We start from the raw sequence: 14,796 nt of genomic DNA, 5'->3' as shown, positions 1-14,796 counted from the left end.
GACGAGATGTACGTCTTCCCCGCGACCCACTACGTCGCCGGTCCCGAGCGGATGGAGCGCGCCATCATCGGCATCGAGCTGGAGCTCATCGACCGCCTGGCCGAGCTGGAGCGGCAGGGCAAGCTGCTCGAGGCCCAGCGGCTGCGGATGCGCACGACCTACGACATCGAGATGATGCGGCAGGTGGGCTCCTGCAGCGGCATCGAGAACTACTCCCGCCACATCGACGGCCGGGCCGCGGGGACGGCCCCGAGCTGCCTCATCGACTACTTCCCCGAGGACTTCCTGCTGGTGATCGACGAGTCGCACCAGACGGTGCCCCAGATCGGGGCGATGTACGAGGGTGACATGTCTCGCAAGCGGATGCTCGTCGACCACGGCTTCCGGCTGCCCAGCGCGACGGACAACCGGCCGCTGATGTGGGAGGAGTTCCTCGAGCGGATCGGCCAGACGGTCTATCTCTCGGCGACCCCGGGCAACTACGAGCTGGCCAAGTCCGGCGTCCCGGTGGAACAGATCATCCGGCCGACCGGGCTCGTCGACCCCCAGATCGTCCTCAAGCCGACCAAGGGCCAGATCGACGACCTGCTCCACGAGATCAACCTGCGGGCCGAGAAGAACGAGCGGATCCTCGTGACCACGCTGACCATGAAGATGGCCGAGGACCTCACCGACTACCTCCTCGACAAGGGTGTCCGGGTGCGCTATCTCCACTCCGACATCGACACCCTGCGCCGGGTCGAGCTGCTGCGGGAGCTGCGGCTGGGGGAGTACGACGTCCTCGTCGGCATCAACCTCCTGCGCGAGGGGCTCGACCTGCCCGAGGTCTCGCTCGTGAGCATCCTCGACGCCGACAAGGAGGGGTTCCTGCGGTCGGCGCGGAGCCTGATCCAGACCATCGGTCGCGCGGCGCGCAACGTCAGCGGCGAGGTGCACATGTATGCCGACAAGGTCACCCCCTCGATGCAGCAGGCTCTCGACGAGACCGACCGCCGACGCGAGAAGCAGGTCGCCTACAACCTCGAGCGCGGCGTCGACCCGACGCCGCTGCGCAAGAAGATCGCCGACATCACCGACATGCTGCAGCGCGAGGACGCCGACACCGAGGCCCTCCTCGGCAGCGGCCGGTCGCAGTCCCGCGGCAAGTCGAGCAAGGCCATGAAGAACGGTGGCGGTCCGAGCGGGGGGAAGGGCGCACTGGCCGCCGACATCGGGCTCGCCGGCGGCGACCGGCTCTCCGGGCTGGCCTCGAGCGACCTGGCCAACCTCATCCAGGAGCTCACCACCCAGATGCACCAGGCTGCGGCCGAGCTCCACTTCGAGCTCGCGGCCCGGCTCCGGGACGAGCTCGGGGATCTCAAGAAGGAGCTCCGCCAGATGACGCGGGCCACCTCCTGAGGCGACCTGCCTTCCCGGATTGGGGTGAGAACGCGTCATCGGTGACGCGTCTGGACCTCAATCCGGCGGCGGGGTCCAGCGGGGTCAGGGGCGCGCGCCGTCGATGCTGCGGGGGACGTCCCAGGGGTTGTCCGAACGCAGGTCCTCGGGCAGCAGGGCGTCCGGGAGGTCCTGGTAGCAGACCGGCCGTTGGAAGCGTTCGATGGCGAGCGAGCCGACCGAGGTCGTGCGGGAGTCGGACGTCGCGGGGAAGGGTCCGCCGTGCACCATCGCGTGCGTCACCTCGACCCCCGTGGGCCAGCCGTTGACGAGGACCCGGCCCGCCCGGTCTTCGAGGGCCGGCAGCAGGATCCGCGCGATCCGCAGGTCGTCCTCGGACGCGGGGTCGAGCCGCAGGGTCGCCGTCAGCTGTCCCTCGAGCCCGGCCAGGGTGTCGCGCAGCCGGTCGACACCCTCGGCACCAGCAGGGTCGTAGCGGACGACCAGCCCCGCGGCGCCGAAGACCTCATCGGCCAGCTCGGGATCCGCCCCGAACGTCGCGAGGTCGGTGGAGGCGACGACCGAGGCGGGCGCGTTCGCGCCCCCGCCGTTGGTCCCGGTGGCGACCGTGCTCACCCCGGCAGACCGGGCAAGGCGCCCGACCCCCCGGTCGTAGGCGGCCCGGATCCCCGACGTCAGCATCGTCGTACCCGGCATGCCGGTCTGGGTCGCGGCGATCCCAGCCACGAAGGCGTCGCCGATCGGTCCGGCGGGCAGGAAGAGCAGCCCGGGTTTGGTGCAGAGCTGGCCGGCGCTGCCGGTCAGCGAGGCGAGGTAACCCGCGGCGAGAGCCGTAACGACACCTGCTGCGCCGGACAGCGCCCCGGGAAGGATCACGACCGGGTTGACCGACGACATCTCGGCGTAGACGGGGATCGGTTCCGCCCGGGCCGCCGCCGCAGCGACGAGGGCGAGCCCGCCGGCGCGCGATCCGGTGAAGCCCACCGCCTTCACCCGGGGGTCGGTCACGAGCTGTCGACCCACCTCGGTGCCGGCGCCGTGGACGAGCGAGAACACGCCGGGCGGCATACCCGTCCGGGCTGAGGCTCGGGCGACCGCTCGCGCGACCAGCTCCGAGGTGCCGGGGTGGGCCGGGTGGGCCTTGACGACGACGGGGCAGCCCGCGGCGAGTGCCGAGGCCGTGTCGCCACCGGCCGTCGAGAAGGCCAGTGGGAAGTTGCTTGCCCCGAAGACCACGACGGGGCCGAGCGGCACCTGTCGGACGCGAAGGTCGGGGCGCGGGAGCGGTGCGCGATCGGGCAGGGCGGGGTCGACGCGCACTCCTCGGTGGTCCGCCCTCCGGACGACGGCGGCAAACATCCGCAGCTGCCCGCAGGTGCGCGCCAGCTCGCCGGTCAGCCGGGCCGTGGTCAGCCCGGACTCCAGCACAGCGCGCTGGACGATCTCGCCGCCGTCGGCCTCGATCTCCTCGGCGACGGCCTCGAGGAAGGCGGCCCGCGCGACCGGCGACGTGGCGCGGTAGTCCGCGAAGGCGGCCGCCGCGGTGCCCACCGCGTCCGCGACCTGGGCCTCGTCGAGCAGGGTGAAGGCCGGCTCGAGGGCGGTTGAGGTGGCGGGCGCCTGAGCGAACGCCGACCCGGCGTGGCCCTCGACGTCCTCTCCGGCGATGATCGAGTGTCCGAGCAGGGGCACGGCAAGCCTTCCTGGTTGCTTCGGTGGTGGTGAGGGGATCCTGGCCCTGACGATGGCTGCAGACGCCTCCCCGTTCGAGGTGCTGTGTAACATATTACTGTCGATAGCACCCATGGCCCGCGGGCGGGGCGTCATCACGAGGTCGGAGAAAGGTGAGCGAATGGGACGTGTGGTGGTCATCGGCGCCGGCATCGTCGGCGCCGCCTGCACCTGGTATGCCGCCCACGCCGGCTGGGAGGTCGTCCTCGTCGATCGTGGTCGTCCCGGGGCCGGCACCACGAGCCGCGGTGAGGGCAACCTGCTGGTGTCCGACAAGGGCGACGGACCCGAGCTCGACCTCATGCGCCTCAGCCGTCGCCTGTGGCTGGAGCTCGGTGACCACCTCGGCCGCGACCGGCTCGAGCTCGACGAGAAGGGCGGCCTCGTCGTCGCGACGTCGGACGCCGGCCTGGCCGGGCTGCGCACCTTCGCGGCCGGCCAGCGCGCGGCGGGCGTCGACGCGATCGACGTCGCGACGGCGGGCGACCTCCGTCGCCTCGAGCCGCTGCTCTCCGATCGGCTGCCCGGAGGCGTGCTCTATCCCGAGGACCTGCAGGTGCAGCCGGTGCTCGCGGCCGATGCCCTGGTCGCCGGCGCCCGGCAACGCGGGGCGAGCACGCGGTTCGGGGTGGAGGTCGAGGGAGCGGTCACCTCCGGCGGCCGGCTGACCGGGGTCCGACTCGTCGGAGGTGAGGTGCTGGGCGCCGACGCAGTCGTGAACGCAGCAGGCACCTGGGGCGGCGAGGTCGGCGTGCGCCTCGGAGCGCCGATCCCCGTCCTGCCGCGACGGGGCTTCATCCTCGTGACCGAGCCGGTCGGTCCCCTCGTGCGCCACAAGGTCTACACCGCGGAGTACGTCGACAACGTCGCCTCGAACGACGCGGCGCTCCAGACCTCCACCGTCGTCGAGTCGACCCGGGGCGGCACGATCCTCATCGGTGCGAGCCGGGAGCGGGTGGGCTACGACGCCGGAATGAGCCCGAAGGTGGTGGCGCGGCTGGCTGCCGGGGCCGTCGAGATCTTCCCGTTCCTCCGTCGGGTCGACCTGCTGCGCGTCTACCGTGGCTTCCGGCCCTACTGCCCCGACCACCTGCCCGTGATCGGCCCCGATCCCCGCGTCCCGGGCGTCATCCACGCCTGCGGTCACGAGGGCGCGGGGATCGGCCTCGCGGCAGCGACCGGATATCTCGTCGCCCGCTACCTCGATGGTGGGCCGATGCCGGACGAGGTCCCCGTCTCGGCGTTCGTGCCCGACCGCTTTGCCGAGGTCTCCGTATGACGCGGCCGGACCACGTCGGGCCAGGGCTGGGTTTCACGTTCGACGGTCGCCGCATCCACCACCGCCCCGGGCAGACGGTGGGTGCCGCCCTCGTCGAGCACGACATCCTCGCCTGGCGCACCACCCGCCACGATGGTCGACCGCGTGGGCTGTTCTGCGGGATCGGGGTGTGTTTCGACTGCCTCGTGACGGTGGACGGCATTCCGAACCAACGCGCCTGCGTCGTCCTCGCCGACGAGGTGGAGGAGATCACCACGCAGTCGGGGTCCGGCCACGATCGGCTCGCTCTCCGGGACCCGGCCGATGATTGACGCAGGGACCGTGACGGCCGACCCGGTGAACGAGACGGTCACGCCGGTCGACGTCGCGATCGTGGGGGCCGGTCCTGCCGGCCTCGCCGCCGCCGTGACGTGCGCCCGTGCCGGGTTGAGGGTCTGCCTCATCGACCGCGGCACGAGCCTCGGTGGGCAGTACTGGCGCCAGCCCGCCGCATCCCCCGACTTTCTCCAATCCCTGGTCGCGCGAGAGGCGCCCGTCTCGGGCCCCGGTCGAGGACCGGTCCATCCGAGGGACCTGCGCCACCTCCATCACGACCTGGCCACCTTCGACGCACTCCGGGAGCGGGTCGGGGAGGCCCTGCATGCCGGCCTCGTCGACCTGCGACTCCGCACCCAGGTCTGGACCGCGGTCGTGACGGACGCGGCGGTCGTGACGGACGCGCCGGGTGGGACGGACGCGCCGGGGCCGGCCGCCGACGGGGCAGCAGTCGTCGACCTTCACGTCCTGGGCCCAGCCGGAGTGGCGGGAGTAGTGCGCGCACGCCGCCTCGTGATCGCCACCGGGGCCCACGACATCGGGCTGCCCTTCCCGGGCTGGGACCTCCCGGGGGTGATGACCATCGGCGGTATCCAGGCGCTGCTCAAGAGCAGCGACGTGGTCCCGGGGCGACGCGTCGCCCTCGGCGGCACCGGCCCCTTCCTCCTGCCGGTCGCCACCGGGCTCGCGGCCCGCGGTGTCGAGGTCGTGGGGGTCTTCGAGGCCAACGCCCCCACCGGCTGGTGGCCGCACCTGTCGACGGTCGTCCGCAACCCGGACCGGCTGAGGGAGGGGCTCGCGTATGCCGCGACGCTCGCCCGCCGCCGGGTGCCGTTCCGCCCGCGCACGATGATCGTCGAGGCGCACGGCCACGACCGCGTCGAGGCGGTGAGTGTGTGTCGCCTCGACCGGGCGGGGAGGCCGGGGCTCGAGAGTGTCGTCCGGCACGACGTCGATGCGGTCGGAATCGGCTGGGGTTTCAGCCCCATCCTCGATCTCGCGGTGACCCTCAGGTGCGCAACACGCCTCGGGGACAACGGGTTTGCCGTCGTCGCCGTCGACAGCGAGCAGCGCAGCAGCGTGCCCATGGTCCTGGTCGCCGGGGAGCCCACCGGTGTCGGCGGCGCCGCGCTGGCGCTCGCCGAGGGGGAGCTCGCAGGGCACGTCGTGGTCGCGGACCTCACCGATCCCGTTGGCACCACGGCTCGCTCGCGACGCACCGGCCAGCGTCTCCGGACGGTCCGGCGTGACGTCGTGCGGTTGCGGTCGTTCGCCACCGCCATGCACGCCGCCCACCCGATCCCGCCCGGCTGGGCCGCCGCGGTCCGACGCGAGACGACCGTCTGCCGGTGCGAGGAGGTCGACGCCGCAACGGTTCTCGAGGCCGTGGCCGCGGGTGCAGACACGGCCCGGCAGGTGAAGCAGCTGACCCGCGCGGGGATGGGCTGGTGCCAGGGGCGCACGTGCGAACCGGCGTGTGCGTTGCTGGCGGCCGGTGCCGCTCAGCAGACCACCCGGGAGAAGGCACCTCTCGCAGGCCCGGTCGGAGCGTCCGCGCTCGCCGGTGACACCGAGCGGCTCGTAGCGCAACCGGTCTCCCTGGGAGCCCTTGCGGACCTGCTCCCACGGAGCTCATCACAGCCCAGTCATGATCAGTAACGTGTAACATATTACTGATCTCCAGACCGTCCACCCGAGAGGCCCGACGTGCCCAGCGACACCCCCTCCCCCCGCACCCCCTGGCACGGCGTCATCGTCGCCGCCAGCCTGCCGTTTCACCACGACTCGTCCGGTGACCTCGTGCCGGACCTCGCGGCATACGGCGAGAACGTCGCCTGGCTGGCCGCCAACGGCGTGCACGGCGTCGCCCCGAACGGCTCGCTGGGGGAGTACCAGACCCTGACGGTCGAGGAGCGCGACGCCGTCGTCGCGACGGCGGTTGCCAACGCTCCGGAGGGCTTCACCGTCATGCCGGGCGTCGGGGCCTACGGCGGCCGCGAGTCGAAGCGGCATGCGCAGGCGGCGAAGGACCTCGGGTGCCAGGCGGTGATGGCCCTGCCGCCGAACGCCTATCGCGCCGATGAGCGCGCCGTGCTGGAGCACTACGAGCTGGTCGCGTCGGTCGGCCTCCCGGTGACGGCCTACAACAACCCGATCGACACCAAGGTCGACCTCTCGCCGGCGCTCCTCGGACAACTGCACCGCGAGGGCTTCATCGTGGGGGTCAAGGAGTTCTCGGGCGACGTGCGCCGCAGCTACGAGATCGCCGAGGAGGCACCGGGGCTCGACCTCCTCATCGGCAGCGACGACACCGTGCTCGAGGTGGGCCTCGCGGGTGGGGTCGGCTGGGTCGCCGGCTATCCGCAGGTCTTCCCCCGAGCCTGCGTCGAGCTCTTCGAGGCCAGCGTCGCCGGCGACCTCGACCGCGCGCTGCCGCTCTACCGTCAGCTCCACCCGGTGCTGCGCTGGGACTCGAAGACGGAGTTCGTCCAGGCCATCAAGCTCGGCCAGGACATGGTCGGCCGCACCGGTGGCGTATGCCGCCCTCCGCGCCAGCCGTTGGCGGGCGAGACCGAGCGGGTGGTCCGGACGGCGACCCGGGCGCTCGTTGACGCCGGCGTGAAGTAGCGCCCCCGCATGCGCAGCTCTGTCGTCTACCACGCCGTCGACTCCCACACCGAGGGCATGCCGACACGCGTGATCACCGGCGGCGTGGGGGTGCTTCCCGGGGCGACGATGGCCGAGCGGCGGCTGCGGTTCATGGCCGAGCGCGATGGCCTGAGAACGCTGCTCATGTACGAGCCGCGGGGCCACGCGTCGATGTCCGGCGCGATCCTGCAGCCGCCGACCCGGCCGGACGCCGACGTCGGAGTCCTGTTCATCGAGGTGACCGGGTGCTTGCCGATGTGCGGCCACGGCACCATCGGGGTCGCGACGGTGCTGGTCGAGACGGGCATGGTCGAGGTGACCGAGCCCGAGACCGTCATCCGGCTCGACACCCCGGCCGGCCTCGTCACGGCTCGGGTCCACGTCGAGGGCGGCGCCGCGGTGTCGGTGACCCTCGAGAACGTCGCGTCCTACAGCCATGCCCTCGACCAGGTCGTCGAGGTGCCCGGCTTCGGCGAGGTCCTTTACGACATCGCCTACGGCGGCAACTTCTACGCGATCGTCCGCACGGACGACCTGGGGCTCGAGTTCGCCCGGGCCAACAAGGGCCCACTGCTCGAGGCCGGGCTGGCGATCATGGACGCGGTCAACGACCAGCATCCCGTCGTCCACCCCGAGCACCCGGAGATCGACGTCTGCCACCACGTCTACCTCGAGGCCCCAGGATCGACCGCGCAGCACTCCCGCCACGCGATGGCGATCCACCCGGGATGGTTCGACCGCTCGCCCTGCGGCACCGGCACGAGCGCTCGGCTGGCCCAGCTCCACGCCCGGGGACTTCTCGGGGTCGGCGACGAGCTGGTGAACGAGTCGTTCATCGGCGGCCGCTTCCTCGGGACGGTCCTCGGCGAGACCACGATCGGTGGGCTCCCCGCCATCCTGCCCGCCGTGACCGGCCGGGCCTGGATCACCGGGACGGCTCAGTACCTGCTCGACCCGAGCGACCCCTTCCCCACCGGGTTCCTGCTGTGAGCGGGCAACCGGCGGTGAGCGGGCAACCGGCGGTGAGCGCCCCGATCGTCGTCGCCGTCGGGTCCCGGACCAGCCTGCGAGACCAGGTGGCCCAGGTCATGCGCGGGCTCCTCGTCTCCGGCCAGCTCGAGCCCGGGACCCTCTGCACCGTCCCCCGGCTGGCTATGCAGTTCGGGGTCTCGGCCACCCCGGTCCGCGAGGCGCTGCTCGACCTGTCCCACGAGGGTCTCCTCGAAGCCGTGCGCAACAAGGGTTTTCGCGTGACCGCGGTGAGTGACGCAACCCTCGGCGAGCTGGCCGAGCTGCGGACGCTGATCGAGGTGCCGGCGATGGTCGCGGTCGCCGGCGACCGGCGACACGGCGTCGGAGGCAGGGTCGAGGCGCTGCGCCCGCTGGCCCACCGGATCGTCGCGGCGGCGGCGGCCGGTGACTTCGCGGCATACGTGCTGGTCGATACCGAGTTCCACCTCGCTTTCCTCGCCCTCCACGGCAACGTGCACCTCGTCGAGGTCGTCCGCGACCTGCGCGGCCGCTCACGCCTCTCGGGCCTCACGGAGCTGGCTGAAGCCGGCGTGCTCGAGACGCAGGCGCAGGAGCACGAGCAGATGGTCGACGCTGCGCTCGCCCACGACCGAGCCCTGATGCGACACCTGATGACCCAGCACCTGGGGCACCTGCGCGTCTCATGGGCCGGCCGTCACGAACCGCGAGGAACGGAGTCGTCCCCTCCGCCACATGACTGAAGGTCACCACGGGCAGACCGCCGTCATTGCCGGACAAACGGCGCCGATGTCGCGTATGGTCGGCAAACCCAGGCCACGACCACAGGAGCGAACCCCGCCCATGCGCATCACACCCGCCCACTCGTCACGACGCCTGTGGGCCGTCCTGAACGCCGTCGGTCTCAGCCTGGTCGGGCTCACTGCCCTGGCCCCGGTGGCCGCGGGGGCACCCGCAGCCCCGCCCGCAGCGCCCTACGGCGCCTACGTCTCGATCACGCCCGCACGTGTCCTGGACACCCGTTCCGGATTCGGCACCACGCACGCCGGCCCCGTGGGCGCCGGCCAGGTCCTGACCACGGCGCTGGCCGGCCGAGGTGGGCTCCCGGCAGCGGCGAACATCTCCGCGGTCGTGGTCAACCTCACCGTGACGGCTCCGACGAGCGGCACCTACCTCACCGCCTATCCCGCGGACGTGACTCGCCCGACCGTCTCGTCGATCAACGTCCCTGCCGGCCTGACCGCCGCGAACCTCGTCACGCTGCCGCTCCACGCCAACGGCTCCGTCTCGGTCTTCAACTCGAGCGGGTCGGTCCAGGTCCTCATCGACGTCCTCGGCTACTACTCAGCCCTCGATCCCGGCAACGGCAACGGCGGCTACTCGCAGGTCACGCCGAGGCGCAAGTTCGACAGCCGGGACCCTGCGTCCTTCACCGGCGGTGCCCCGTTCGGTGACGGTGACGGGGTCGTCGTGGGCTACGACTTCGGTTCGGTGGCGAGCAACGCGGCCGTCACGGCCATGGTGGTGACCGTCACGGTCGTCTCTCCGACCGCGGGCGGATACGTCGTGGCCTGGGACGGAACCGGCACCTCCCTCCCGCCGACGTCGACACTGAACTTCCGCAGCGGCCAGACGGTCGCCAACCTGGCGATCGTCCCGAGGGGCTCCGACGGAACCTTCCCGGCCTTCACGGCCGTCGTCCGGGTGCCGGGCGGGACCGCCCACGTCCTCGTCGACAGCATCGGCGTCATGACGACCACCGACCCGGCCGCGGGTGGCGACGACGCCCGCTTCGCGCCCCTGCCGACGCCGACCCGGCTCATCGACACCCGGAACGCGTCCACGGGCGGCCCGGCGCTCGGTGCCGGTCAGGCGCGCGGGTTCGGTCAGGGGAGCATCGGCGACGCCTCGAGCTACGCCATCGCGGGCAACCTCACGGCTGTCTTCCCGACCGCGACCACCTTCCTGACGGTCTATCCCTCCGACGTCACCCGGCCGACCGTGAGCAGCGTCAACGCCGGGCCCAGCCAGGTGGTCGCGAGCGGGGCGCTCGTCCCCCTGTCGTTGACGTCGCCCCGGACCCTCTCCGACGAGTTCCGCATCTTCAACGGAGCCGGCACCACCAACGTCATCCTCGACGTCGCCGGCACCTTCCAGATCGCCACCCCGCCCGCGGGCACGCCGGCTCGCGCCGGCACGGTGCGCGGTGCCGCGGGTGGTTTGCGGGACAGCTCGGGACCGGCCGCTGCGTCGCGACGAGCCGAGTAGCCCACGATCGCCGCGCTCGCCACCGTCCCCCGGTCCGTCCGGGTCACGGCCCGCCAGGAAACGCGAGCATCATTGTCCCATTGACGGATTCGTCGCAGGCCCAGCGAGTGTCGGTGTGGTGAGCGAGGATGATCGCATGACCGCCGCACCCGTCCTCGTGGGGCGCCTTCGCGACGACCCCGACTTCCGGCGCTACTGGTTGGCCCGGCTGGTGTCGGTCACCGGCACGATCATCACTGCGGTCGCGATGCCCGTCCTCGTCTACCGGATCACGGGTTCACCCGGTCTCACCGCACTGACCACGACCCTCGAGGCCCTGCCCTATGTGGTCGTCGGCCTCGTCGCCGGTGCCGTCGCCGACCGCTTCGACCGCCAGCGCCTCATGGTGGCTGCCGACCTGGTCAACGTCGTCGTGGTGGGCTCGGTCCCCGTCGCCTGGTGGCTCGGTCACCTCACCGTGGCCCACATCCTCCTCGCCGCCTTCCTCGTCTCGGCGATCTTCACGTTCTTCGACGGCGCCAACTTCGGCGCCCTCCCCGTCCTCGTCGGACGCGAGCGGGTCGGCGAGGCCAACGCGGCCATCTGGGGCGTCGGCGGGGTGATCGACCTCGTCGGCCCCGCGGCGGCCGGCGCCGCGCTCGCCGTCCTCCACCCTGCCGACCTGCTGGCGGTCGATGCCCTCAGCTATGCCGCCTCGGCCCTCCTCGTGCGCGGGATCAGGCGGGCGATGTCGTCGCCGCGAGTTCGCGGCAGCGGCGGCATACCCGGTCCCTCCGGCTCGTATGCCGGTGGTTCCGCCGGTAGCGACGCCAGGCTCGCGCTCGCGGAGATGGGGAGCGACGTCCGCGAGGGCCTGAGCTTCCTCGTCCACCACGTCGGGGTGCGCACCCTGACCCTGATCGGCACCCTGCAGTCAGCCGCCGGGGCCGGATTCATGGCCCTGTTCGTCCCCTGGGCCGACCGGGTGCTGCACGTCGGCAGCTTGGGGTGGCGCTTCGGCCTGCTCTACAGCGTGTGGGGCATCGGCGGGATCCTCGCGGCGAGCCTCAGCTCGCGGCTGCTCGTCCGGCTGGGGGCCGCGCGGGTCACCCTGATCGCGATGCCGGTGTCGGCAGCGGCCGGGATCGCCGCGACCCTCGTGGACAGCTGGGTGGCCGCCGCCGCGATCCTCGTCCTCTGGGGTGTGGCCTACCAGCTCGTCATCATCAACGCGATCACCTACCGCCAGACCGTGACGCCCGAGCACCTGCTCAGCCGGGTCAACACGACGGCCCGGATGATCTCGTGGGGGGTCGGGTGGAGTCTCGGTGCCCTCGCCGCCGGTGCCCTCGCCCAGGTCGTCGCCGTGCAGACCGCGATGCTGGCGCTCGCGGGGTGCGGGGTCCTCGCCGTCGTGATCGGGTGGGCGTCGCCGCTGCGGCACGGGACGCCGGTGGACGCGACGCCGGAGACCCCTTGACCACGCCAGGGGTCAGGGCTGGTGGAATGGTCCACGTGAAGGCCCTCCTGCTCGAGAACATCCACGTCGACGCGACCCCGATCTTCGAGCGCGCCGGCATCGAGGTCGTCCGGCACGCCGGCGCGATGGACGAGGCCGAGCTCGCCGAGGCGCTCCCCGGCGTGCACCTGCTCGGCATCCGCTCGGGCACCAAGGTGACCGAGGCGGTGCTCGACGCCGCACCCGACCTGTTGGCGGTCGGCGCCTTCTGCATCGGCACCAACCAGATCGACCTGGCCGGGGCCGCCGTCCGTGGCGTGGCGGCCTTCAACGCCCCCTTCTCCAACACCCGCAGCGTCGTCGAGCTCGCCATCGCCGAGATGATCTCGCTGACCCGCCGGCTGACCGAGAAGAACGACGCTCTGCACCGTGGCCTCTGGGACAAGTCCGCCAAGGGCGCCCACGAGATGCGCGGCCGCACCCTCGGCATCATCGGCTACGGCAACATCGGGAGCCAGCTCTCCGTCCTCGCCGAGGCGATCGGGATGGGCGTCGTCTACTACGACACGGCCGACAAGCTGCCCATGGGCAACGCCCGCAAGGTCGGCTCGGTCGACGAGCTGCTCACCCTGGCCGACGTGGTCACCCTCCACGTCGACGGTCGCGTCGGCAACGCCGGGCTGTTCGAGGCCAAGCAGTTCGCTGCGATGAAGCCCGGCGCGGTCTTCCTCAACCTCTCCCGCGGGTTCGTCGTCGACACCGAGGCCCTTGCCGAGCAGATCCGGTCCGGGCACCTCGCCGGCGCGGCGATCGACGTCTTCCCGGTCGAGCCCAAGGCGCAGGGCGACGAGTTCACCTCGGTCCTGCGCGGTCTGCCCAACGTGATCCTCACCCCCCACGTCGGCGGGTCCACCGAGGAGGCGCAGCAGGACATCGGCCGGTTCGTCTCCGCCAAGCTCCGCGACTACATCACGACGGGCGGCACCTCGCTCAGCGTCAACCTCCCGCCGGTCGCGCTCGAGAGCCACACGACGACCGGACGCCTCGCCCTGCTGCACCACAACACCCCCGGCGTGCTGGCGACGATCAACCAGCTGCTCGCCGAGCACGACGTCAACATCGAGGGACAGGTGCTCGCGACCCGCGACCACCTCGGCTACGTCCTCACCGACATCGGGGCGGCCTGCACCCCCGACGTCGTCGCCGCCCTCCAGAAGATGCCGGAGACCGTCCGGCTACGGGTCCTAGGGTGAGGCCGGCATGACGCTCGAGGACGACCTGCGCACCGTCGTCGGCGACCAGCACGTGCTCGTCGACCCGGGCCTCACCGCGTCCTACGAGACCGACTGGACCCGGCGGTTCTCCGGCCGTGCCCGCTGCGTGGTGCGCCCCGGCTCCACGGGCGAGGTGGCCGGCGTCCTGCGGGCGTGCGGCGTCGCCGGGGTCGCCGTCGTCCCTCAGGGCGGCAACACCGGTCTGGTCGGTGGCGGCGTGCCCGTCGACGGCGAGGTCGTCCTCAGCACGCTCCGGCTGGTCGAGATCGGCGAGGTCGACGTCGTCGCGGGCCAGGTGACGGTCGGCGCCGGCACGACGGTCTCCTCCCTCCAGAAACGGGTCCGCCCGCTGGGGCTCGACTTCGGGGTCGACTTCGCGGCCCGCGACTCCGCCACGATCGGCGGCCTCGTCGCGACGAACGCCGGCGGCGAGAACGTGCTGCGCTACGGCGGCACCCGCCAGCAGGTCATCGGGGTCGAGGCCGTCCTCGCCGACGGCTCCGTCGTGTCGCGGCTCGAGGCGCTGCCCAAGGACAACACCGGCTACGACCTCACCGGGCTCATGTCCGGCTCCGAGGGCACGCTCGCGGTGCTCACCGCGGTGCGGGTCCGGCTCTGGCCGGCCTACACCAAGCGGTCGGTCGCGCTGCTCGCCCTCGACAGCACCTCGGCTGCGCTGGCGGTGCTCGCCGCACTGCGCTCGCGGCTGACGACCCTGGAGAGCGCCGAGTTCTTCCTCGCCGACGGGCTGGCCCTGGTGTGCGAGCACACCGGGCTGCCGGCGCCCATCCCGGGTGAGCACCCGGCATACCTGCTGGTCGAGTGTGCTGCCACGCAGGACCCCAACGAGGAGCTGCTCGAGGCGCTCGGCGAGGTCAGTGAGCTGGTCGACGGCATCGCCGACATCGTCGTCGGCGAGGACGGCCCCAGTCGTGAGCGGCTGTGGCGCTATCGCGAGGCGCACACCGAGTCGATCAGCGCGGCCGGGGTGCCGGTCAAGCTCGACGTCGCCATCCCGCACGCGCACCTCGAAGCCGCGCTCGCCGCCCTGCCCGAAGTGGTGCGCGGCGTCGACCCCGGCGCGCGGACCATCATCTTCGGGCACCTCAACGAGGGCAACCTCCACGTCAACGTGCTGCCGGGCGGCGCTGGAGTGGTCAAGACGGACGAGCCGCACGAGGGGTATGCCGTAACCGATGCGGTCCTGCGCTACGTCGTCGGGGTGGGCGGCAGCATCAGTGCCGAGCACGGCATCGGCCGGGCCAAGAGCGAGTGGCTCACTCTGGCGCGGTCGGCCGCCGAGGTCGCCGCCATGCGCGCGATCAAGGACGCCTTCGACCCGCACGGGCTGCTCAACCCCGGGGTCGTCCTGCCGGTGGCGGATGGGCCGGGCGGCGGGCCGTCACCGTCCATCGACGGGTAGCGCTCGCCCACCGGAGGTCGTCGGGAGCGTT

The 14,796-nt window shown here is 72.2% G+C and carries 12 protein-coding genes; 11 read left to right on the top strand and 1 reads right to left on the bottom strand.

Annotated features, from left to right (window positions below):
* On the top strand, positions 1-1,398 hold a 1,398-nt coding region (locus Q0R63_RS14645; protein ID WP_295698731.1), incomplete at its 5' end, for a helicase-related protein.
* Between the two features lie 84 nt (positions 1,399-1,482).
* Here Q0R63_RS14645 and Q0R63_RS14640 read toward each other — a convergent pair.
* A complete protein-coding gene (locus tag Q0R63_RS14640) occupies positions 1,483-3,090 on the bottom strand; it encodes an aldehyde dehydrogenase (NADP(+)) (RefSeq protein WP_295698728.1) in 1,608 nt (535 codons plus the stop codon).
* 160 nt (positions 3,091-3,250) lie between these two features.
* Here Q0R63_RS14640 and Q0R63_RS14635 point away from each other — a divergent pair, with 160 nt between their 5' ends.
* The 10 genes from Q0R63_RS14635 (at position 3,251) to Q0R63_RS14590 (ending at position 14,765) form a co-directional block, all read left to right on the top strand.
* A complete protein-coding gene (locus Q0R63_RS14635; protein ID WP_295698725.1) occupies positions 3,251-4,408 on the top strand; it encodes an FAD-binding oxidoreductase in 1,158 nt (385 codons plus the stop codon).
* Positions 4,405-4,719, top strand: coding sequence for a (2Fe-2S)-binding protein (locus tag Q0R63_RS14630; RefSeq protein ID WP_295698721.1), 315 nt, complete (start codon positions 4,405-4,407; stop codon positions 4,717-4,719). The genes Q0R63_RS14635 and Q0R63_RS14630 overlap by 4 nt, the downstream gene beginning before the upstream one ends.
* Positions 4,712-6,382: an NAD(P)/FAD-dependent oxidoreductase gene (locus tag Q0R63_RS14625; RefSeq protein ID WP_295698718.1), complete on the top strand. Its 1,671-nt coding sequence runs from the start codon at positions 4,712-4,714 to the stop codon at positions 6,380-6,382. Before Q0R63_RS14630 ends, Q0R63_RS14625 begins: the two co-directional genes overlap by 8 nt.
* A gap of 48 nt (positions 6,383-6,430) precedes the next feature.
* Positions 6,431-7,351, top strand: coding sequence for a dihydrodipicolinate synthase family protein (locus tag Q0R63_RS14620; protein WP_295698715.1), 921 nt, complete (start codon positions 6,431-6,433; stop codon positions 7,349-7,351).
* A gap of 9 nt (positions 7,352-7,360) precedes the next feature.
* Entirely contained in the window at positions 7,361-8,362 is a 1,002-nt protein-coding gene (locus Q0R63_RS14615) for a proline racemase family protein (protein WP_295698713.1), read from the top strand.
* Positions 8,363-8,394: 32 nt separating this feature from the next.
* Positions 8,395-9,105: a GntR family transcriptional regulator gene (locus tag Q0R63_RS14610; protein ID WP_295698711.1), complete on the top strand. Its 711-nt coding sequence runs from the start codon at positions 8,395-8,397 to the stop codon at positions 9,103-9,105.
* A gap of 100 nt (positions 9,106-9,205) precedes the next feature.
* Complete coding sequence (locus Q0R63_RS14605) at positions 9,206-10,630, top strand: hypothetical protein (RefSeq protein WP_295698707.1); 1,425 nt, start codon at positions 9,206-9,208, stop codon at positions 10,628-10,630.
* Positions 10,631-10,766: 136 nt separating this feature from the next.
* On the top strand, positions 10,767-12,089 hold the full coding sequence (locus Q0R63_RS14600) for an MFS transporter (RefSeq protein WP_295698704.1): 1,323 nt from the start codon (positions 10,767-10,769) through the stop codon (positions 12,087-12,089).
* A 26-nt stretch (positions 12,090-12,115) separates the two neighbouring features.
* A complete protein-coding gene (gene serA, locus Q0R63_RS14595) occupies positions 12,116-13,321 on the top strand; it encodes a phosphoglycerate dehydrogenase (RefSeq protein ID WP_295698702.1) in 1,206 nt (401 codons plus the stop codon).
* Positions 13,322-13,328: 7 nt separating this feature from the next.
* Positions 13,329-14,765: an FAD-binding oxidoreductase gene (locus Q0R63_RS14590; RefSeq protein ID WP_295698700.1), complete on the top strand. Its 1,437-nt coding sequence runs from the start codon at positions 13,329-13,331 to the stop codon at positions 14,763-14,765.
* Positions 14,766-14,796 lie beyond the last annotated feature (31 nt).

It is taken from the genome of Lapillicoccus sp. (assembly GCF_025353065.1).
Classification (GTDB): Bacteria; Actinomycetota; Actinomycetes; order Actinomycetales; family Dermatophilaceae; genus Lapillicoccus.
The sequence above is the reverse complement of the archived record's forward strand: the minus strand, read 5'-3'. Positions and strand labels throughout refer to the sequence as shown.

Excerpts from the sequence above, each read along its gene's own strand:
- Q0R63_RS14635 (WP_295698725.1), top strand. The coding sequence starts at position 3,251 with ATGGGACGTGTGGTGGTCATCGGCGCCGGCATCGTCGGCGCCGCCTGC.
- Q0R63_RS14630 (WP_295698721.1), top strand. The coding sequence starts at position 4,405 with ATGACGCGGCCGGACCACGTCGGGCCAGGGCTGGGTTTCACGTTCGAC.
- Q0R63_RS14625 (WP_295698718.1), top strand. The coding sequence starts at position 4,712 with ATGATTGACGCAGGGACCGTGACGGCCGACCCGGTGAACGAGACGGTC.
- Q0R63_RS14615 (WP_295698713.1), top strand. The coding sequence starts at position 7,361 with ATGCGCAGCTCTGTCGTCTACCACGCCGTCGACTCCCACACCGAGGGC.
- Q0R63_RS14605 (WP_295698707.1), top strand. The coding sequence starts at position 9,206 with ATGCGCATCACACCCGCCCACTCGTCACGACGCCTGTGGGCCGTCCTG.
- Q0R63_RS14600 (WP_295698704.1), top strand. The coding sequence starts at position 10,767 with ATGACCGCCGCACCCGTCCTCGTGGGGCGCCTTCGCGACGACCCCGAC.
- serA (WP_295698702.1), top strand. The coding sequence starts at position 12,116 with ATGGTCCACGTGAAGGCCCTCCTGCTCGAGAACATCCACGTCGACGCG.
- Q0R63_RS14590 (WP_295698700.1), top strand. The coding sequence starts at position 13,329 with ATGACGCTCGAGGACGACCTGCGCACCGTCGTCGGCGACCAGCACGTG.